Source organism: Colwellia ponticola (assembly GCF_005885605.1).
In the GTDB taxonomy this organism is placed as follows: Bacteria; Pseudomonadota; Gammaproteobacteria; order Enterobacterales; family Alteromonadaceae; genus Colwellia; species Colwellia ponticola.
Genome location: NZ_SZVP01000012.1, coordinates 38437 through 60112, shown reverse-complemented (window position 1 = coordinate 60112; position 21676 = coordinate 38437). Strand labels below are relative to the sequence as shown.

20 protein-coding genes are annotated in these 21676 nt (G+C 38.7%); 11 read left to right on the top strand and 9 right to left on the bottom strand.

Going from position 1 to position 21676, the window contains the following annotated elements:
* Nucleotides 1–85 precede the first annotated feature (85 nt).
* Both argB and argC read right to left on the bottom strand, forming a co-directional pair.
* Nucleotides 86–892, bottom strand: a complete 807-nt coding sequence (gene argB / locus FCS21_RS12090) for an acetylglutamate kinase (protein WP_138623743.1) — start codon at nt 890–892, stop codon at nt 86–88.
* A gap of 68 nt (nt 893–960) precedes the next feature.
* Nucleotides 961–2019, bottom strand: coding sequence for an N-acetyl-gamma-glutamyl-phosphate reductase (argC, locus tag FCS21_RS12085; protein ID WP_138623741.1), 1059 nt, complete (start codon nt 2017–2019; stop codon nt 961–963).
* 124 nt (nt 2020–2143) lie between these two features.
* On the opposite strand from argC, the gene argE reads away from it, so the two are divergent.
* On the top strand, nt 2144–3292 hold the full coding sequence (gene argE, locus FCS21_RS12080; RefSeq protein WP_138623739.1) for an acetylornithine deacetylase: 1149 nt from the start codon (nt 2144–2146) through the stop codon (nt 3290–3292).
* 156 nt (nt 3293–3448) lie between these two features.
* On the opposite strand, the gene FCS21_RS12075 is transcribed toward argE, so the two are convergent.
* The 3 genes from FCS21_RS12075 to metB all read right to left on the bottom strand — a co-directional run bounded on the left by FCS21_RS12075 (nt 3449) and on the right by metB (nt 8842).
* Nucleotides 3449–4828 carry a hypothetical protein gene (locus FCS21_RS12075; RefSeq protein ID WP_138623737.1) on the bottom strand — a complete coding sequence of 460 codons (1380 nt, stop codon included), beginning with the start codon at nt 4826–4828 and terminating at the stop codon, nt 3449–3451.
* 199 nt (nt 4829–5027) lie between these two features.
* Complete coding sequence (gene metL / locus FCS21_RS12070; protein WP_138623735.1) at nt 5028–7595, bottom strand: bifunctional aspartate kinase/homoserine dehydrogenase II; 2568 nt, start codon at nt 7593–7595, stop codon at nt 5028–5030.
* Between the two features lie 80 nt (nt 7596–7675).
* Complete coding sequence (gene metB, locus FCS21_RS12065; protein WP_138623733.1) at nt 7676–8842, bottom strand: cystathionine gamma-synthase; 1167 nt, start codon at nt 8840–8842, stop codon at nt 7676–7678.
* A gap of 556 nt (nt 8843–9398) precedes the next feature.
* On the opposite strand from metB, the gene metJ reads away from it, so the two are divergent.
* Nucleotides 9399–9728, top strand: a complete 330-nt coding sequence (metJ, locus tag FCS21_RS12060; protein WP_138623731.1) for a met regulon transcriptional regulator MetJ — start codon at nt 9399–9401, stop codon at nt 9726–9728.
* 229 nt (nt 9729–9957) lie between these two features.
* Here the strand turns inward: metJ and hemE are convergent, their stop codons facing one another.
* On the bottom strand, nt 9958–11025 hold the full coding sequence (gene hemE / locus FCS21_RS12055) for a uroporphyrinogen decarboxylase (RefSeq protein ID WP_138623728.1): 1068 nt from the start codon (nt 11023–11025) through the stop codon (nt 9958–9960).
* A gap of 656 nt (nt 11026–11681) precedes the next feature.
* On the opposite strand from hemE, the gene FCS21_RS12050 reads away from it, so the two are divergent.
* From FCS21_RS12050 to FCS21_RS12040, 3 genes are all read left to right on the top strand, one after another.
* On the top strand, nt 11682–12227 hold the full coding sequence (locus tag FCS21_RS12050; protein WP_246047220.1) for a DUF2780 domain-containing protein: 546 nt from the start codon (nt 11682–11684) through the stop codon (nt 12225–12227).
* Between the two features lie 370 nt (nt 12228–12597).
* Entirely contained in the window at nt 12598–13074 is a 477-nt protein-coding gene (locus FCS21_RS12045) for an acyl-CoA thioesterase (RefSeq protein ID WP_138623726.1), read from the top strand.
* Nucleotides 13075–13087: 13 nt separating this feature from the next.
* Nucleotides 13088–13975 (top strand): S1/P1 nuclease, encoded by an 888-nt coding sequence (locus FCS21_RS12040; RefSeq protein WP_138623724.1) that lies wholly within the window; start codon nt 13088–13090, stop codon nt 13973–13975.
* A 44-nt stretch (nt 13976–14019) separates the two neighbouring features.
* On the opposite strand, the gene FCS21_RS12035 is transcribed toward FCS21_RS12040, so the two are convergent.
* Nucleotides 14020–15276 (bottom strand): glycosyltransferase, encoded by a 1257-nt coding sequence (locus FCS21_RS12035; protein WP_138623722.1) that lies wholly within the window; start codon nt 15274–15276, stop codon nt 14020–14022.
* A gap of 200 nt (nt 15277–15476) precedes the next feature.
* Nucleotides 15477–16244, bottom strand: coding sequence for an FKBP-type peptidyl-prolyl cis-trans isomerase (locus tag FCS21_RS12030; protein WP_138623720.1), 768 nt, complete (start codon nt 16242–16244; stop codon nt 15477–15479).
* A 146-nt stretch (nt 16245–16390) separates the two neighbouring features.
* Here FCS21_RS12030 and FCS21_RS12025 point away from each other — a divergent pair, with 146 nt between their 5' ends.
* The gene (locus tag FCS21_RS12025) at nt 16391–17374 is read left to right on the top strand and encodes a WD40 repeat domain-containing protein (RefSeq protein ID WP_138623718.1); all 984 of its coding nucleotides are present in this window, start codon (nt 16391–16393) and stop codon (nt 17372–17374) included.
* Nucleotides 17356–17625, top strand: a complete 270-nt coding sequence (locus FCS21_RS12020; protein WP_138623716.1) for a SlyX family protein — start codon at nt 17356–17358, stop codon at nt 17623–17625. The genes FCS21_RS12025 and FCS21_RS12020 overlap by 19 nt, the downstream gene beginning before the upstream one ends.
* Before the next feature lie 77 nt (nt 17626–17702).
* On the opposite strand, the gene FCS21_RS12015 is transcribed toward FCS21_RS12020, so the two are convergent.
* The gene (locus FCS21_RS12015) at nt 17703–17906 is read right to left on the bottom strand and encodes a YheV family putative zinc ribbon protein (protein ID WP_138623832.1); all 204 of its coding nucleotides are present in this window, start codon (nt 17904–17906) and stop codon (nt 17703–17705) included.
* A gap of 199 nt (nt 17907–18105) precedes the next feature.
* Between FCS21_RS12015 and FCS21_RS12010 the strand changes: the two genes are divergently transcribed.
* The 4 genes from FCS21_RS12010 (at nt 18106) to FCS21_RS12000 (ending at nt 21582) form a co-directional block, all read left to right on the top strand.
* Nucleotides 18106–20031, top strand: a complete 1926-nt coding sequence (locus FCS21_RS12010; protein WP_138623714.1) for an ATP-binding cassette domain-containing protein — start codon at nt 18106–18108, stop codon at nt 20029–20031.
* Between the two features lie 66 nt (nt 20032–20097).
* On the top strand, nt 20098–20838 hold the full coding sequence (locus FCS21_RS12005) for a tetratricopeptide repeat protein (protein ID WP_138623712.1): 741 nt from the start codon (nt 20098–20100) through the stop codon (nt 20836–20838).
* A gap of 78 nt (nt 20839–20916) precedes the next feature.
* The gene (locus FCS21_RS16810) at nt 20917–21057 is read left to right on the top strand and encodes a hypothetical protein (RefSeq protein ID WP_171035696.1); all 141 of its coding nucleotides are present in this window, start codon (nt 20917–20919) and stop codon (nt 21055–21057) included.
* Between the two features lie 294 nt (nt 21058–21351).
* The gene (locus tag FCS21_RS12000; RefSeq protein ID WP_138623710.1) at nt 21352–21582 is read left to right on the top strand and encodes a YheU family protein; all 231 of its coding nucleotides are present in this window, start codon (nt 21352–21354) and stop codon (nt 21580–21582) included.
* Nucleotides 21583–21676 lie beyond the last annotated feature (94 nt).

Below are 21676 nucleotides of genomic sequence, written 5' to 3'. Positions count from 1 at the left end.
GTAACGGCAATAATTTCTGCTTATTTACAGGTGCGTTATCTTCGTTTTGCTGAAACTCGCTTTACTGACATTAGTTTTGTTAAAGTTAGTTGGGCTGAATTTGTGTGCCAACACCTTGACCATCAAGTAACTGAGTAATTTGCTCTGGCGACTGCCAACTGGCAACCGCGATGCTTCGTCGTAACTGTTTTGCTGCTTGCAATGCTGCCTTAACTTTTGCCGTCATACCGCCGGCAATGACACCTTGTTCTATAAGACTTTGCGCTTGTTCTGCGTCAAGTGAAGATAAATACTCACCTTCTGCACCCTTAACGCCATTAACATCTGTTAACAATAAAAGCTCGGCATTTAATAACTGACAAATAGCAACGGCAGCATCATCAGCATTTACATTCACTAAATCGCCATTCGCTAACGCACCAATAGAAGAGATTACCGGTAGAAAGTTATTCTTTAATAAACTGTCTAATAATTTACTGTTATTAGTTTTTGGTATACCCACTTGACCTAAGTCTTGGGGCGATAGCGTACAACTGGTCATATCGCCGTCATTTAATGATAACCCGACAGCGGCTAAATCCATACTATTGGCTGTAGCAACAATAGCTTTGTTAACGGTTCCAGCTAGAGCACCGCTAATTAACGGTATTTGTGCTTTTGGCGTAACACGTAAGCCATGTTTTTTCTCCGTGGTAAAACCGGCTTGTGCCAACATTTCATCAACAACACAACCGCCACCGTGCACTAATACCACTTGCTTATTTTTTAAAGTGGCAATAACCGCAAGTAAAGCGCCAAGAGCAGATTCTTTTTCAAGAATAGCGCCACCAATTTTAATTACTAAAGGTTTCACTATTGGAGTTGCTTGTGAGGTAGAGCATGAATTGTTCATTAGATACCTTGTTGTGCCTTAATATATTTATAACGTTTTTATTTAAGAATGCTTATTTCACAGTTTTGTTAAACCGCTTTATTAAGTAATGAATATTCGCTTGGTAAACCCGAGGCAATATTAAAACACTGTATCGCTTGTGAAGAAGCGCCTTTAAGCACATTATCAATTGCACAACTGACCACAACCACTTGCTTATCCTCATCAAACTTCCAATGGATATCGGCAAAAGGTGTGTTGGCGACATTACCAATTTCTGGCCAACTACTCACTAGTCTCACTAAAGGTTTATCGCTATAGGCGCTAATAAAAGCATCATCGACTTGCGCACTGGTTACCCCAGCGTTAAGTTGTAAAGTAACCGTAGCTAACAGACCTCTTTTATAAGGCGCTATATGCGGGTTAAATATTACCGCTATGTCCGCTTCTTGTGAAATTTCAGGCTGATGTCTATGTTGTAACACATTATAAGCCTTCAAACTCACTTCATTAAAGTTAGTCGCTAGTGAGGCATTTCTACCTGCACCTGTAACACCGCTAATACCATTAACCACCACTAATGAATTTTCGACCACTAAATTATTCACCGTCAGTGGTTTTAACGACAGTAAACTTGCCGTTGGATAGCAACCTGGCACGGCAACTAAGTTAGCATTAGCAATATCATCGTGTTGCCATTCAGCTAAGCCGTATATTGCTTTGGCTAAAGCATTCTTATCAGCATGTTCAAAGCCGTAGTATTTAGGATAGTCGCTGGCATCTTTAAGCCTAAAGCCACCAGATAAATCAAATACTTTTACGCCCGCGTCTAAAAACGCTTGTGCCCAATCAGCACTAAAATCATGTGGAGTAGCAAAAAATACCGCATCTAGATCGGCGGCATATTCATCAAACCATGCAGATGAAAAAGCTACTAAGGGTAAATCACAAATACTTTTAAACCGACCATGTAAATCACTAAACAGTTTCCCTTCAGAGCTACTATTTTCAGAGACAACTAGGTGACAAATATGTGCTTGGCTATGGTTACTTAATAACCCGACAAGTTCTGCGCCTGCGTAGCCACTGGCACCAATAATTGCCACTTTTTGTATACTGTTATTCGAATCGGATATAGCCTTTGTCATTTTTGAAGTAGCCTTATTAAAGCATGTTATTTACACTATAAGTATAAGGTAACACCGAGTGGGTAGTTATGCAACTAATCAGCATAACTATTTAAGTATTTATTCAAATAATTATAGGTCATTTATGCGACAACTGCCTAGTTTTAGTCAAAGCTTAAATCAGCTAATTGCGTGCTCTTCTATTAGCTCAACCCACCCGAGTTGGGATCAAGGAAATAAAGCAGTGATCCAGCTATTAGCGGCTTGGTTTGAACAGCTAAACTTTAGCATTGAAATACAAGCGGTACCTGATACGAATAATAAATTTAATCTACTGGCTAAGTTAGGCAGCGGTGAAGGCGGATTATTATTGGCAGGCCACAGTGACACTGTACCTTTTGATGAAAACAGTTGGCAATCAGATCCTCATAAAGTTCTTGATCAAGACGATAAATTTTTTGGTTTAGGTACCTGTGACATGAAAGGTTTTTTTGCTTTTATTTTACAAGCATGTAAAAACTTAACCGCTGAACAATTAAAAAAACCGTTATATATTCTTGCCACTGCCGATGAAGAAACTACCATGGCTGGCGCACGTTTTTTTGCTAAAAGTCAGTTAATAAAGCCTGATGTTGCCATTATCGGTGAGCCCACTAATTTAGTGCCTGTTGTTATGCATAAAGGGCATATGTCACATCGTATTACTGTTAAGGGAAAATCGGGCCATTCAAGCCAACCCAGTCTAGGTGTTAATGCCATAGAAATAATGCACAAAGTGATTGGCCAATTAATCACCTTAAAAGAAAAATTTCAACTTACTTACCAAAACCAAGCCTTCGATGTACCAGCACCTACTTTAAACTTAGGCGCTATTTCAGGAGGCGATAACGCCAATAGAATTTGTGGTTATTGCCATTTAGATATTGATTTACGTGCTTTACCGGGGATGAGTGATGATGAATTAATTCACTGGTTAAGTGATGCGTTAAAACCTTTAGCTGAACGTTACCCTGGTCGCATCAGTTTTGCTGAGATGCACCCTAGCTCACCGAGCTTTGAGCAACAAAAACCCAGTACACTGATTGATATTGCCGAAGAGATAAGTGGTCATAGCTGTTGCGCGGTTAATTACGCAACAGAAGCGCCTTATATTCAGCAGCTTGGTTGCCAAACGATAGTGCTCGGCCCTGGCTCTATTGACCAAGCTCACCAGCCTAATGAATTTTTAGCGCATAGCGAAATTGATAAAACCAATAAGCTACTGACAAAAATGATCCAACATTACTGTTTATAGTACCTATAGCAGTAATAAAAATAAGATGAAGGTCGGTACTTGCTTACGTGTAACCATTCCTGCCAGCTGCTTTTTTCTTTAATAAAAACATGTTGCCGTAATCATTAAAATAATACATAGCGACAAAAGCAGCCAAGCCATGGCGATGTTCTGTAATTATGTATCCCCCTTATTCCACAAGTTTTGATTAGCTTTTATTGAAAAGAATTCATTGCCATACCAGCAGCGAGGCAATAAATCAGATTTTTTGCGTTCCTGATAATTAGAGCTTAAGAGTTCCAGTATTTCATTTAAGCGCTCTTTACTTAATGAAGCTAATTTTTTCGCCGTTTGGGTAAAATAGAGATTACTATTGGTAGGAATAATGACGTTTTGCCCGTAACTAATAAAGGTTAATTTTCGTGTTGTTATCCGACAATAGGGTTGATCTGGTTGTCTTGGGTATAAGTTATTTACAATAGCATATTCATAACAATCACCTTTCTCGCCAAATTCACCTAATGGCATATAAACAATACCGAACCCTTGCGGGAACATGCCGGTAATGGTGTATAAAGCATCGACAGCAATTTGTGCACAAGCACCAAGCTCAGCATTTTTATTTAACACCTGAAAAACTTGTGGTAGTAATTTATAGTTATAGCTTGCCTTAGTTGACAAAATGATTGAGGTATAAATTTGTGGTACTTTAAGCACATTGCCGATAGTGTTTTTCGGATTAACACTGGTCTTTAATAGCAGCTTAATAAAGTGCATTTTACCTTGTTCATCAGCAAGGAACTGATCTCGCTCTTCTTTAGTATCGCCAATAAAAGAAGGTATACCAATGCCCTCGTTTAAATATTTAATGGTTTCACGGTAATTTATTTTCAACAAGGCTTTACGTTGCTCAAGATCAAGGGTACGAAAAGGATCTAACTCGCCCTCTTCACCAAAAAGTATCACTTGAGCGCTAGGATGATAATTACCAATATCTTGCAATAATGCTGCCATAATCAATGGAATTTTTACTTGCGCAACAAAGCGGTTATAACCCTCACGGTCATAGCGAGCAAAATTGATATATTGCTCCGAACTAACATTAGTTAAAAATTTATTGATATAGGGTTCAACAACCTGGCCATCAATAATCAAACGGTCAAGTAAACGCAAACACAGTACTGCTTTATAAATGGATTTACTCTGCTCATTACTCTTAGCAACCCGTCTACCTTCGGTAGGGCTTAGTAATTGTACCGTACCAAGGAATTGAGCTGATTTACGATTAGTTTCCGCATAACTTTCACCCTCGGCAAGCTCAAGAATAATTAAGGCGATAGCGTGTAAACAAGCATGATGTTCATCACGCTGTAGTTGCTCAAGTTGAGTAGCATTAAGGGACTTATGTTCGTTTGAAGGATGGAACTGCTCTTGTTCAAAATAGCTAATAGCATGATCTAATAATGAGTCTTTAACGGGGCTCTGTCCGTAGACTTTTACTAGCAGACGTTGAATTTGTCGAGTGTAAAATGTTTGATGAGGTGAATCTTTAGCCATTGTACCGATAAAGTAAATAAATAATAGCTATCATGCTAGTAATTATAGTTAAAAGCAATAGTTAGCGAGTGGTCTAGCCATTAACAGATTAATAAATGAACCCGATTGGTACTTGCTTGGCTAAGCACGTAGCCAAGCAAGTACCTTGGTAAATAACGCAGTAAAAATACAACGCATTACACTGCTTACTTACTGCTGATTAACTCATACCCTTAATTTTTACTTGGTTTTGTTTATGGGCCAATTGCTGGCAAATTTTCACAAGATCTGAATGTAATCCGCCAGCAGTAACATCTCGTCCGGCACCAGGTCCTTGAATAATTAAGGGGTTGTCCTGATACCAACGACTGTTAATTTTAAAGATGTTATCACCAGGTATTAAATTGGCAAATGGATCATTTTTTGGCAGCACTTCTAAACTGACTTTGGCGCTGATACCTGCTGGATTATTCCCCGTAATGGCATTAGCATTATATTGAAAACGAGCAACATAACGGATACATGCCGCTTTACTTGTCGCTTCAGATAGGGCGCTAGCAAAATAATCATCTAACTCATTAGCTCTGCTTAGAAAATCTTCAAGGGATAATCGTTGTAATGCCTCAGGCACTAAGTTTTGACAGTCTATATCTTCAAGTGCTAATTCAAAACCGGCCTTGCGTGCTAAAATTAACAGCTTACGTTGGACATCTCGACCCGATAAGTCTTCCCGAGGATCGGGCTCGGTAATCCCTTGTGCTAAGGCATTTAATAACAAGGTTGAAAACTTAACACTGCCATCGTACGTTTCAAAGAGCCAAGAAAGTGTACCAGAAAATATACCTGATAATTCACTAATACTATCACCGCTTTGACGTAAGTCATCAATGGCATAATTAATTGGCAAGCCTGCACCTACTGTAGTGTTACCTAACCATAAGCTGTTATGGCTATCAGCAGTATTTACTAACTTGTTATACGCTTGTGTACTACTTGATGCAGCCCATTTATTAGCACCTATAATATGAATACCTAAGGCAAAAATGCGTTCGTACAGTAAGCTAAAGTCTTCACTTGGCGTGATATCAACCACAATTAATTCATCGTAGGGATGCTGGGTTAACCATGAAATAAGTTGGTCATTATCATAAGCTATCGCTTGTTGAGCAAATAACGATGTCGCCTGGTTTACATCAATACCATCATTATTAATTAACGCTTTTTTTGATGACAACAAGCCAACTAAATGCAAGTTTTCTAAGGCGTATACATTATTAAGCTGTGCTGGTAATAGGCTTAAAAAGCGCTCACCTATATTACCCATACCGGCAACGACTAAACCAATATGCCGGGCATCTTTGGTCATTTCATGATGCACTTTATTGAGTAGTTCAATCGAACATGGCTCTGGCAAAATAGCGATAACACTATGGCTATTATCACCGCCCACTAACTGCAAAGGTTTCGCTGTTTTTAATGAGCGTTTAAAGCGTGCTTTAATATCGCCTCGCTCGGCTACGCGATGACCAACCGTAGCAATAATCGCTACTGGCTTAAAGGTAATTTCGACATCGTGACTGGCTAACCAATGACTTAGTGATTTTTGTTGTGCTTGGGTGATAACCATAAAGCCTTGCTGGTCATCCATACAAATAGGGGCAAACTCTGCTCGCGCTTTAGCAGCACAATCACCAGTAAAGCTCACTGATTGCGCTAATAATAAATCATTAAGGTAAGTCACTGATAACTCTTGTTTGGCAATTTGACCAAATTTACCAATTTCAGTGCCAATAACTTGTGCGTCAAAACTGCTAGCAACATGTAAGTGGGTATGATGCTCACTTAATGGGTTAATCAGTGGTAATAATGTTTTGGCGTGCAAAACAGGGTTACCCAATCGTCCTAATTCTTTAGCAACACCGTTAGGTAAACGATGTAACTTACGGGCACTTGGCACTACACGTGGATCAGCACTATAAATACCATCAACATCAGTCCACAAGGTCACATTACTCGCAGCTACTAAAGCAGCAATAATAGTGGCTGAGTAGTCACTACCATTGCGACCTAAGGTGCAACTTGTACCACGCGAATCTTGGCTGATATAACCGGTAATCACGGCTAACTTACCAAACTGGCGTCTTTGCCTTAACTGTGCCGCGCTTGTTGCATTGTCAACCAAACCACTTTGTTCATTATCAATAACAAGAAAGTCTCGGGCATCAATGAAATTACTTGGACAAACTTGTTCATTAAGTAGCGCTGAAAACAACCGTGCAGACCACACTTCACCAAAGGCTAAAATATCATTTTTATGTTGAGCAATATCAGCCGCTAACCACGTAGTTAACTGACTAATGTCTTTATCTAATTGACACAATAATTGTTTGCTATTATTAGCATTTAATAGCTCGGTAATAAGTTGTGCTTGGCTTTGTGCTAAGACTGAAATTGCTGCTGTTATTTCATCGCTTAATTGTTTTTCTTGCTCGGCAATAGTACGCTCAACCAAAGAATAAATAGCAAATAAACTATCGGTAGTTTTACCATTGGCAGAGACCACGACAATGTCATTGAGTTGACAGTTTGCACGAATAATTTCAAGTACACGTTTGATACACTCGGATGTTGCTAATGAACTCCCACCAAATTTGTGTACTTGAATAGCATGTTTAGCCAGTTTATTTTCTGCCGTGCCTTGAGCAACAAAATCATGTTCAATAAACTCATTGTTGACTATGCTACTATCGTTGTTAACTTTACTTAGCGTGCTACTTTCTTGTTTCATCTTTGTGCCTGTCCGTCTGTACTGCTAGATTATTTTTACACTTTGATTTGTTTGTCGTCTTAGTAACCGAATGAATACTTTTACTGTTGGCTTTGCGCCAAACCATAAGTTAAATCAGCTAAAATATCGTCAATATCTTCAATACCTACCGATATCCGTACTAACGACTGAGTAATACCCGCTTGTAGTTGATCAGCTATCTCCATACCCGCGTGGGTCATAGTAGAAGGGTGGCTAATAAGGCTTTCAACACCGCCCAATGATTGCGCTAAGGTAAATAATTCAAGGTTAGCGAATAGCTTTTTAACGGCTTCAACACCACCTTTAACCTCTACACTTAACATAGCACCATAACCAAACTGTTGTTTTTTAGCAATGTCATGACCTGGGTGGTCAGGAAACCCGGGGAAATAAACTGCTTCAATCGCCTGATGATTTTTTAGAAAATTAGCCACTTGTAGAGCATTTTCTTGGTGTTGCTTCATGCGTACAGGTAATGTTTTTAATCCACGTAACGCCAAGAAACTATCAAAAGCGCTACCGGTTATACCAATACAGTTCGCCCACCAAGCAAGTTTTTCACCCAGCTCTGCTGATTTGGTTACTAAAACACCGCCAACTACGTCGCTATGACCGTTAATGTATTTAGTGGTCGAGTGGAAAACAATATCGGCACCTAACGTTAAAGGTTGTTGCAGTGCTGGTGATAAAAAGGTGTTATCTACCGCAACTAATGCGCCAACCGCTTGGCAGGCTTTGGTTGTTGCTTCAATATCAACTAAACGTAATAATGGATTGCTCGGACTCTCTAATAGCACTAACTTAGGTTTATGTGCTAAAGCATCCGCTAAGGCTTGCTGATCATTTTGATCAACAACAATCAAGGTAAATTGGCCACGCTTCGCTAAATGGGTAAATAATCTAAAACTACCACCGTAACAATCATGTGGAATAACAACGGTATCGCCCACTGATAATAACTGGCAAAGTAAATGTACTGCCGCCATACCGGTACTGGTAACAATACCAACACTACCTTGTTCTAATTTTGCAATCGTTTCAGCAAAAGTTGATCGCGTTGGATTACCCGTACGAGAATAATCAAATTGACGTTTTTCATTAAAGCCTTTCAATGAATACGTGCTCGATAAATGGATAGGAGCTACCACAGCACCATGATGCTGATCGGTATTAATGCCTGCTCTCACTGCCGAAGTGGTAATATTACTTTTGTCAGTAGTCGACATTTTTGTTCTCTCCATTAAATAAACTAAGTAGTCTAACGCAGTTTTATTTTTCGATATATCGGTAGTAGCACTTATATATCAAGATAAATATCAATACCTGTTGCTCGGTAATAATAACATTCACGTTTAGATGTTTGGACGTCTATAACTCTAAAGACTTTCACTAATAGGGTCAAGTTATTTTAGACTTCTAAACTTCTACTTGACTGGTTTTTTGCAACAGGTAAAATCTATATTATTACAATATTGAATATCTTATACCAAGCCCATTAAGTTGTTGACAACTAAGCGAAATTAAAAGGCATCGCAGCAAGACATTAATTGTAGAAGAGGGGAATTCCCTTATCTAGAACAATAATGCAGCATATACGTCCTTACTTTTACTAGGTATTCGCCCTTTGGGAGCTTATTGGCAAGTTAATAACTACTTAAAACTAATAAAATATAGTCAGAGCTATGTTTACTTAATTTTACCGGTTCTAAACTCGCTAATCGCGCTAATGAGTTGCTAATAAAGTTAATAGTATTGGTATTATAACAAAATAGAGGAATAGCCATGGCTCAGTGGAATGATGAGTATATAAATCCCTATGCCGAACACGGTAAAAAGAGCGAGCAAGTAAAGAAAATTACCGTTTCTATTCCTTTGCGCGTTTTGAAAGTGTTAACGGATGAACGCACCAGACGACAAGTAAATAACCTTCGACACGCCACTAACAGTGAATTGTTGTGCGAAGCGTTTTTACATGCCTTTACTGGCCAACCGCTACCGGACGATGAAGATTTAGCTAAAGATAATAATGAAAAGCTACCCGCGAGTGTTAGACGCTTACTTGAAGCTAAAGGTATTACCGACTTTAGCGCTTATGAAGTTGAAGATGATTAATATTGAGTTGTACGCGAGCTTTAGTTTTAGTTTTAGTTTTAGTAAAAACTAACATAAAGGCACTCACACAGTGCCTTTTTTATCATCTGTTGCTAACTTTTAGAAACTGTTTAGCTACTTAAATAGCTTGAAATTAAGTCAATAAAAAACCGCGCTTAACTTATTTTAAAATAACATTAAGATAAATTAAGCGCGGTTTTTGTATGTTTACTTCAAACTCAGTTAACGTTTACTTATGGTAAGGCTTACTTAAACGATGTACTGACTCAATAAAATGACCTGCATGTTCAGGGTTCACATCAGGGTGAATACCGTGCCCTAAGTTAAATACGTGCCCTGTACCGCCTTCACCGAAGCCTGCTAGTATTTTTGACACTTCTTGTTCAATGCGTGGTAATGGTGCATACAACATTGATGGGTCCATATTGCCTTGTAGCGCAACTTTGTCTCCAATACGTGCTTTAGCGTTTTCAATATCAATAGTCCAATCTAAGGCAACAGCATCACACCCGGTCGCAGCAATAGACTCTAACCACATGCCGCCATTTTTAGTGAATAACGTTACTGGTACTTTACGACCTTCATTGTGACGCGTTAAGCCGTCAACGATTTTAGCCATATAGCGTAATGAAAACTCGTTGTAATCACGCGGTGACAATACACCACCCCAAGTATCAAATACCATCACTGATTGCGCGCCAGCAGCAATTTGTGCATTTAAGTAACTAGTCACAGAGTCTGCTAGTTTATCAAGTAATAAGTGTAAGGTTTGTGGCTCAGAAAACATCATTTTTTTGATTTTTGTGAACGCTTTAGAACTACCACCTTCAATCATATAGGTTGCTAAAGTCCAAGGGCTACCTGAAAAACCAATGAGTGGTACTTCACCTTTTAACTCTTTACGGATAGTGCGCACCGCATTCATTACATAACCTAATTCATCTTCTGGATCAGGTACGCCAATTTTATCTATATCGGCTTTACACGTAATAGGACGTTCAAACTTGGGTCCCTCACCTGTTTCAAAATATAATCCTAAGCCCATTGCATCCGGAATAGTTAAAATATCACTAAACAAAATGGCAGCATCTAATGGAAAACGACGTAATGGTTGAATAGTCACTTCACAAGCCAAGTCTGCATCTCTACATACTGACATAAAGTCACCTGCATCTTTACGTACTTCACGATACTCTGGCAAATAACGACCGGCTTGGCGCATCATCCATACGGGTGTGTAGTCTACCGGTTGCTTTAATAGCGCACGTAAATAGGTATCATTTTTTAGTTCGGTCACCAAGAGTTCCTCTTATCTTTTGCTTTAAGTCATTTTAAAGTGCATTACTGACTAACAATAATGCCATGATGACTCATTTACTTTAATGATTTAGCGACCGCTATTATGTAGTAACGCATATCGCCGATGTATTTTATGGTGCGCAGTTTAGCACCGACCAGCCTTTTGATCTATGCGCTAAATCAAAGCCCTAAAAAAATAAACGCCCTTGACCACAGACAAAATAATACCTAAACAAAAAAGTTCACTTTTTTTTACTTTTATTTAAAATTTTTTTAAATGGGCATATTTACCTTGATTTTTACCAATGAATTTCGAATCAATAACTTAGCTGCAATAGCTTGTCAGACCAGTATTATAGACAGGCAATAGTGGAGTTTATGCTCTACTAAAGTTGTTGCGATGCCAAAAAGGCTTTGGTATAAATTGCCTGCGCTAAAGAAAAACAATAATAAAAACAATAAAGAAAACCCAAATAAAATAGCTAAAAACTAAAAATAATAATAAATTAGTAGCTAAAAAATCAATAATAAGAAGCTTGGTAACAAGACCATAATGCGAGCAATTCAAGCCTTTCTCTTTGAGAAAGGCTTTTTTATTACTGAGACCTTATTTATTAAACATTTATCGACACTATTGTTAATAGGAAGTCCACCGTGAAGTTATCAATTATCTACCTTTCTGCTTCTGTTACCTTAATGAGTATCGCAAGCCTAAGTTCATTGCCTAGCAGAGCGTTAGAGTTGTCTGCTATGGCAAACGCACCTACTGAAAAAATTAACACCATATCAACAGAAGCAGGCGTACCATTGCAAAGTAATGCCATGATTAACTATGTTGCAACGCAATTAAACTTACCTGAGTCTACCGTCGCTGCTAGTTTTGGCTCATTACTGAACGTCGCCAAAGACAACTTATCTACAGCAAACTTTGCTTTAATTAGTAAAGCGTTACCTGACGTACAAAATTATCTTAATAAAGCGCCTCAAATGACCGAATCTTCAATAAGCTCTTTATTCACTAACGCTGGTGATGCTGGAAAAAAAGCAAAAAGTATCGATTATTTGCGTTCAGCGATGCAAAGCTTAGGTATAACCACTGAGCAAGTACCTGCGCTAATCAATAGCTTTAGTGGTTATTTAAACAACAATGGTTATAAAGAAGTTGCGACCACATTAAAACAAGGCTTAAATCTACTGTAAACTAACAAGCCTGAACACCATGGCAATGCTTTATCGTCATTGCCTATAACAGCATGCTTGTCATGACTATCACCTAACTGACTATTAAATGACGCTATTGGGCATGCTTGCCAGTACTAAAACTCTTAGTTAATATTTACTAGCTGATCTGAAAAGCAACGCTAGATAAACCTCTCACTACCTTGATATCTTTAGTTATACGCCACACCCTAAGCTTTAGATCATGAGCAAAAAAAAATCTACGTTCTCACATCAAAAAATATATTATTTGCTAATTGACAGTGAACACTATACTTTAGCAATCTTTTTTTAAATTCTACTATTTTTCATACCCCCTGAAAAAATATCATTAACGACAAAGAGCTCAATTATGAAGATTCCTCAACGCGACATTACTTTACGATTTTTAGCCGAACCACAAGATGTAAATTTTGGCGGTAAAGTACATGGCGGTGCTGTAATGAAGTGGATAGATTTAGCCGCTTATGCTTGTGCTGCTGGTTGGAGTGGCCGTTACTGTGTAACCGCTTATGCGGGTGGCATTCGTTTTATTGCCCCTATACATGTTGGCAGTTTAGTAGAGGTGGAAGCCAAAGTAATTTACACTGGTAATTCTTCAATACATATTGCCTTAGAAGTTAATGCCTGTGATCCTAAATCATTAGATCGCAAGTTAACGACCCACTGTATTGTTATTATGGTTGCCGTTGGCCCAGATGGTAAATCAGAAAAAGTACCACAATGGATACCTGAAACACCTGATGATCAAAGACAACATGATACAGCAATAAAATTAATGGAAATGCGTAAAAAAATTGGCAAAGAAATGCAGATATTTGTCGATTAGTACGTAAGTAATTATGTTCAAAATTCTATACTGCTCGTTATTTTTTAGCGGTCTTATGGTATTTAGTCAACCGAGCTTTGCTTTAGCGAAGTTCGGTCATAACATTGTTTGCCAACTGGCTTTTGATCACTTGTCTGCGTCAAAAAAGCAGAATGTTATTGAACTATTACAAACAGTACCCAAAACGCATCAAGCGATTATTAACCACTATAATCATTTATCAAAAAATACCCCGCTTACTTTTGCTAACGCCTGTACTTGGGCTGACGCCATTAAACCTCATCAAAAAAGCCAAGCAACATTTAAGCAGTACCAAAGTTGGCATTACCTTAATGTACCACGCAACTTGGTTAAAATAACGCAAGCAAGTTGTAGTAATAACTGCTTACCACAAGCCATTCTTCACCATCAACAACAATTAAAAGATTCTTCAGTATCTTGGCAATCTGCGCAAGCGTTATTATTTTTAGGTCATTGGTTAGCTGATATTCACCAACCTTTACATGTAAGTTATGCCAGCGATTTAGGCGGTAATAAAATTACTTTCGCTAAGAAGGAAGGACAGTGTAATAATTTACACTGGTATTGGGATACTTGTTTAATTCAAGCAGCTAAGCGCACGAAAAAACAATGGTTAGCTTCTTTAAACGCTCAGTGGTCAAAAAGTTATACCGCGCCTTATCAAGCTAAACACGTGTGGCAGTGGGCTGATGAATCTTATCAATTAATACGAGCACCACGTTTTCAATATTGCCAATTAACAAACCAGCAGGTTTGTCTACGACCTCAAGGAAAAATAAGGCTAACGGATGATTATGCTGAGTATTATTTACCGGTAATAGAGCAGCAATTACTTAACGCCAGCCAACGCTTAACACGCATACTTGAGCAGTCTTTATAATTATGCGTAATAAAAACTGCTGCTAAACATGCCCCGGGCTACTTTTACTCTACGTTATTCTCTTCAAGAAGTTTTAATTGGGTTTTAACATCAATCCATTGCGACATATATTGAGTACTTTTATGATGGTGATGATTCAACATACTACCAATAAAGTTAGTTTGTCTATGTACCTCCAGGTTCGTTGTTACTTGCGTTAATTTTTCTGCTAACTGAGCTAAAATACCGGCTTGCTGATACATAAGCAGGGCATTTTGTTGCCCTAAATTACTGGCTACTTGCCACGCTTGTTCGTCTTGGTAAAGCTTTATTGCTGCATTAGCAATAGTTTGTGGATCATTCGCAATTGCGCCAGCCCAAGGTAGCGACGTTTGCATGCTTTCTGCGCCAATATCCGTTGTCACTGATGGCGTAGCACAATACATAGCTTCAGCTAACTTACCTTTAATACCCGCGCCAAAACGTAGCGGCGCTAAACAAACTTTAGCACTTTGCATGGCAAGTACGGCATTATCAACCCAGCCTTTTACTAGAAAACCTGCTTTTTGATCATGTAAATCAGTAGCTTTCGGCGGCGGATAAGCACCATAGATGTTTAATTTGGTGTTAGGTAGTTGCTTGCGGATCAATGGCCATATTTGTTGTTTTAACCATAATACCGCATCCCAGTTAGGTGCATGTCTAAAATTACCTATCGCCATAAAGTCTTCACGTTGCTGATAAGTAGGATTATTTTGTGTTAGTTGCGCGTGACTCAGCATAAAAGGACAATAATGCAGTAAACTCGCCTCTACTTTAAATAAGCGTTGTAATAGTGCTATCTCAACGCTAGAAATCATTAAACTGATATCAGATCTAAATATTGATGCGACCTCACGCTTGGCCATATCACTGTTGAGTAAGTCTTCATCGGTAATGCTACGCTGCTGCTTATAGGCTTGATGGCGGGCATTACGCAGACAAAATAAATCTTCGGTATCTAAAATACGTAAGGCCTGTGGGCATTGCTCGCTAACACGCCAGCCAAATTGTTCTTCCATCATAAAGCGGTCAAACATGACTGTAGTAGGTTGTAAGGCGTTAATAAATGTATCGAAGCTGGTGCAATTAAGACTGATATTTTCAACGTCAATATTTAAGGTAAGTAAATCAACCATATGCTCAGTTTGCTGCGCAGGACTGGCAAAGGTAATGTGGTAGCCTTGTGCTTGGAAAAAATGAATTAACTGCATCATACGGCTACCTGCCGCAGAAGAGTTAGGCTCTGGCCAAACATAGCCAATTATAAGAAGTTTTTTCATGGACAGTATTTTATACCAATATCTCTCGTGGTGTGATTATTTCTATCGGTAAAAGCAATAATCCTATCAACACTTGCTGCCAATAAAAAAGCCATCAGTAAGTGATTACCGATGGCTTAAAAATTTATTGCAGCCTGCGTTGTCGATGTTATTACTAACGGTTTTAAATCGTTAAGCTGCTAACAAGTACCAAGCGCGATTTAGTGCACCGCGTGTTCGTCTGCTTTTGGCGCTTCTTCTGCTTGCTGAATTTCTAACAATTCAATTTCAAATTCTAATACTGAGTTACCCGGAATACGTGGTGGGTTACCATTAGGACCATACGCTAAGTCAGAAGGAATAGTAAATTTATATTTAGCACCGACCGACATTAATTGTACACCTTCAGTCCAACCTTTAATGACACGATTCAGTGGGAATACCGCCGGTTCGCCGCGATCATATGAACTATCAAAGGTTTCACCGTTTAAAAAAGTACCTTTGTAATGCACAGTAACGGTATCAGTTGCTGCAGGTTTATCGCCTTCACCTGCCGTTAAGACCACATATTGAATACCTGATTCAGTAACTTGTACGCCTTCTTTTTTAGCATTTTCTGCAAGGTACTTGGTACCTTCAGCAATGCCGGCTTCAGCGGCGGCAATGGCAGCGGCTTGTTGTTTTTCTTTCATGCTTTCGTCAAGGTTCATTAACAAGGCTTGAATTTCTTCTTTTTCAATAACTGCTTTACCCTCAATGCTATCAACAAAGCCACGCACGATAAGCTCTTTACTTAACGTTAAGCCTAGTTTGTCATGCTCTTCTAAGTTACGTTGCATGTACATACCAATTGAGGCACCTAAGCCATAGGCTTGTTTTTGTACTTCAGTATCTAATACTGGCGCTTTTACTTCTTCAGTCGCTTGTTCGTTACAACCAACAACAGCAAATAACGCAAGGGCCACTAAGGTAGGCTTAAACAATTTCATTCATATCTCCATTAAAAACTTAAAAGTGGGTGTTAACTTATGATTAAACTATGTTGAAAGTAATATTAAAGTAAAGATAACACTAAACAATTTCATAAAAGAACTTATACTAACGATAAACGTATAAATAAAAAAGTATTAATACCTTGTTAAATTGTAATTGGATTTTTTCAGTCATCTTATTAGCGACACTTACCGCGTGTAAGCCAGTAACGCAAGAACCACTGCAGCGATGGCAACAGTCTGTCGAAGGCGCCTACGCGGGTCAAATTTCTAGTGATGCTCAATTTTCAGTAGTCTCGTCTATTCATCATGGCTTAAGTGTATGGGACTTAAATAAAAATGAGCGCTTGTATAATTGGGCGCAAGAGCAGAACAGTAGCGACAATTTAGTGCTAGCCATTGATATTAGTGATAATGCCAGTCATGTGTTAACCGCTAATAGAAGTAACTTTGCTTTATGGAACTTACAATCAGGTAAATCAGAAGGCTATTGGCAAGTGCGTGAATCGCATATTAGAGATATAGCTATCAGTAATGGCGGTAATTATTTACTTATTGGTAAAAGTAACGGCACGGTAGTGCATGTAACAGTTGATACCGGCAGACGGCTAGAGTTTTTAGGTCACAAAGAGAAAATCAATTCAGTAGATATGCTGCCTAATGGCCGCGTTGCTATCTCAGGTGGTAACGATTTCACTGCTTATGTTTGGGATACTAAATCGGGGCAAGTCGTTTATCAATTTAATCATAGCTCTCGGGTATCGAAAGTGGCCTTAGACCCAAGAGGCCGTTATGCTTTTTCTGCTGACAGTATGAAAAGTGCCTATATTTGGGATTTAAAAACCGGTAAACGTATTAGTAGTTTACAAGGCACTAAGCGTCATGAAGTATTTAGCTCAGTTCGTTTTTCTGCGGATGGTAAAAAATTAATCACTGGCGCAGCAACTAGAAAGGTTAGCGTTTGGGATATTGCTACGGGTAAACGCCTGTCGCATTGGTTTGTTACGCCTAAAGAAGCAAAAAGACCGACCGGAGCGGTTGTGTATAGTGTCGCATTTGGCGATAATAACACCCTATTAACGATAAGCTCATCAGGATATGTTGAATCATGGCCAATAACGAAGTAACTTTAAGTGCTCACAGCACCAACGCCAACTATGTTCAACAACTCGAGAAGCGTGTTGATGATTTAGAATCACGAAATGTTTTTCAAGACGATGTTATTGAACAACTAAGTGAAGAGTTAGCAAATCATCAACATGAAATTTCCGAGCTAAAACAGCAAATACAATTAGTCGCTAACCGCATCAAAGATGCAGCTAGTTTATCGCTCGATAATGATAATGACAGTATTGAGCCACCGCCACCGCATTACTAATAGTTATTAGCTAATAACTAGCTGACTGTTTACTTTATTGCAGTAGATCTAATTAAAACTACTGCAATAAAGGTTTATTAAGGCTTAAACACACCAATTACCTGCTCGTGTTGACGTACCACTTTCTCAACGTGCTCTTCCGTTTGCACCATCTGTTCTCCACAACTAACGCAAGTCGCTTTTTCAACGCCATGCTCTTTGGTTAATGCCATAGTGTCCATCGCTTTACATTTAGGGCAAACCGCACCGGCGATAAATCTCTTTTTTGGGGCTTTATTCATCATTAGTTACTACTTATTATTAGGCTTGGTGCTGCTGTGTTAAGTTTTTACTCACTTAACACAGCTTGACTCAGCATTAAATACGTTATTATCGCTATTTTACCTTGAATAGTAGTCATAGGAAAAGCGACAATGCATCTGCATTTTTTTAGTGGCTATTATCTCTAGCTCACTATGCCATTTTCTCGAGGAAATACTATTGATTATCGCCACAGACCTAAGTTTAGATAGAGGGGCTAAAAACCTAATCAAAGCATCTAGCTTTACTATTCACCCTAATCATAAAGTTGGCTTAGTGGGAAGTAATGGCTGTGGTAAGTCTTCTTTATTCGCCGCTTTATTAGGTGATTTAGCACCCGATGCCGGCGATTTATCATTACCGAGCAGTTGGGATATTGCTACAGTAAAACAAGAAACTCCTTCTTTAGAGCAAAGTGCCCTTGATTATGTCATGGATGGCGACAAAGAATTTCGCCAGTTAGAGCAACAACTTGAGCAAGCTCGTGCGAGTAACAATGGTAATCTTGAAGCCACTATTATCAATAAAATAGATACTATCAACGGCTATAGCTTACCTGCACGCGCTGGTGAATTACTACATGGCTTAGGCTTTTTACAATCACAACTTGATAACCCGGTAAAAGACTTTTCTGGTGGCTGGCGCATGCGCTTAAACTTAGCGCAAGCATTGATCTCTCGTGCTGATTTATTATTACTGGATGAACCAACCAACCATTTAGATTTAGATGCCGTTATTTGGTTACAACGTTGGTTAAAACGCTTTACTGGCACCTTGGTACTTATTTCACATGACCGTGATTTTCTTGATACCGTTATTGGTCAAATCCTGCATATTGAACACCAACGCGCTAAATTATACAGCGGCAACTATACCGCCTTTGAACGCCAGCGCCGTGAACATTTAGCGCAGCAAGACGCACAATTTCAACGCCAACAAAAAGAAGCCGCACACCTAACCGCCTTTGTTGATCGCTTTCGCGCAAAAGCGAGTAAAGCTAAACAAGCACAAAGTCGCTTAAAACGTTTAGAAAAATTACCTGATTTAGCGCCAGCGCATGTTGATAGCCAATTTACCTTTAGCTTTGCCGAACCTGACAGCTTGCCTTATCCGCTATTATCATTAAATGACAGTGATTGTGGTTATGCTAAGTCTGTTCACGGTGAGCAAACGACTATTTTAGCGGACGTGGCGCTAACCTTAATACCAGGAAGCCGCATTGGTTTATTGGGAAGAAATGGCGCAGGTAAATCAACCCTAATTAAATCGCTAGCGGGTGAGCTTGCTTTACTTCAGGGTGAGCGTTACTGCGCACAAGATTTAACCGTAGGCTATTTCTCTCAGCACCAGTTAGAACAACTACATGCCCCCTCAAGCCCAGTTGATCATATTTTACGCGCTCAACCTACCTTAGGTGAACCACAAGCACGTACCTTTTTAGGTAAATTTGGTTTTAGTGGTGATCAAGCTTTATCACAAGTCGCCACGATGTCAGGTGGTGAGAAAGCACGTTTAGTGCTGGCGTTAATTGTGCTAGAAAAACCACAATTATTACTACTTGATGAACCAACCAACCATTTAGATTTAGAAATGCGCCAAGCGCTGGTGATGGCACTACAGGATTTTGGCGGCGCTATTATTTTGATTGCTCATGATAGGTTTTTATTAGAGTCGTGTGTTGATGAGTTTTATCTAGTTGCTAACGGTCGAGTCATTGATTTTAACGGTGATATTGATGATTATCAGCAATGGCTTAACGATGATAAAAAGCAAGCGATTAAAGCAATAAAAACTGACCAAAAAACTAGCGATAAAGGCTTAGACAAAAAGCAACAGCGCCAACAACAAGCTGAGCTGCGAAAAATATCAGCACCTTTACGTAAAAAGGCCGATAGTTTAGAGAAAAAAATCCAACAATGGCAACAAGAGCTATCAAAACTTGACGCGTTATTAAGTGATAGCGATATTTACCAAAGCGAACGTAAAACACAGTTAACTGACTTACTAAAAAAACAAGCTACCTTAAAAAATGATATAGAAGAAAATGAAATGCTTTGGCTTGAGCTAGCAGAAGAAATTGAAGAGATGATGGCCAATGACGGTTGATTTATTGCCTATAATTAAACGCCTAGCTAAGTTAACCGCAAGTTAATCACTAAGAGAGGAAATATCATGAATACTAAAATATTACTGCTGAGCTTAACCTTACTGACCAGTTTTTCCGTATTCAGCCAAGGTAATGATCTTGAGAGAGGAGTTTATGAATTAAATCGTGGTGAATTCCAAGCGGCTATCGAGCAATTTCGTCCGTTAGTTAGTGAAGGTTACGCTCCTGCTCAATATCAAATGGCCTTGGTTTATCAGCATGGTTATTCGGTGCCTAAAGATCCGATGAAAGCGTTAGAGTTGTTTAACTTGGCAGCAGAACAAGACTACCCTGATGCACAATTTGAATTAGCGTTACTTTATGCTGCAGGAGAATTGGTAAAAAAAGATCTTACTAAAGCTTTTGAACTTACCCATCAAGCAGCACAGAAGGGCTTAGCCAGCGCGCAATTTAATTTAGCAGTGATGTACGCGAATGGCACAGGTGTTAAGCAAGATCACTTTACCGCAACACGCTGGTATAAATACGCAGCCAACCAAAATTACGCACTCGCGCAGTATAATTTAGCGTTACTCTATAGTGAAGGTAAAGGCGTAGAAAAAAGCACTGAGCTATCTTATATATGGAATACCATTGCCGCTTGGAATGGCTACCCTAATGCAGAAAAAAGTCGTTTAATGGACGAGCGTGAGCTATCGGTCAGAAAGATTGAAGAGAATATCGACAAAGCAAATAAGCTTTATCGAAAAATAAAAGAGCAGCAGGACAATCAAGCTAAAATGGTAGAAAAGCAACGCTTCTATTGATCTATATCAGCTTAATCATTGCACAATGTCATTATACTTATTACATCAAAAATTACTTAGATAAGTATGGAGCTCAATATGAACTTATTATCAATGTTAGCTAACGATCCGGTTGTGATGTTTTCACTTGGCGGTATGGCTATTTCAATCGCCATTTGTGCTTTTTATGTCTATTATTTTATTAAAAATATTCAAGATGATACAACTGAAGGTAAATAAAAGTATCTAACGTTACCAACTAAATGCAATTTGCTTAAACAGATTAAATAATGGTAAATTATTGTGCTTCATACGCTATAGCTTATACGTAGTGATGATAAATTAAACGCATAATAACCCCATTTAATCTGTCTAGGTGTTCAATATATATTACCTGGCTAATCGTTTTTAGCTCGCAAACTCATCCAAACCTTCCCCTTTTTATACCTAATATAATACCTAATTCAATAATTGACGTTTCAAGCTAATTTAGCGCTACAATAGCATTATTACTTAACCGCTATAAAGAACGTTATGATTATCCCTTTAGAACAATTACCCGCTGAAACCTTAACGGCTATTATTGAAGATTTTATTTTACGAGAAGGCACTGAATACGGCGCTGAAGAAGTAAGTAAAGCAGCCAAAATTGCACAAGTGAAAAAACAACTTCACCAAGGTAGTGCTGTATTGGTTTACTCTGAACTACATGAAAGTATCAATATTTTACCTAGTGAACAATTTAAAACAGGTATGGAAGAGTAAGACAATTTAATTACATAATGATGCTGTAAAAACTAAAATTTTAGATAACAGTGCCATTATTGCTTATTGCTTATTGCTTATTGCTTATTAGCTA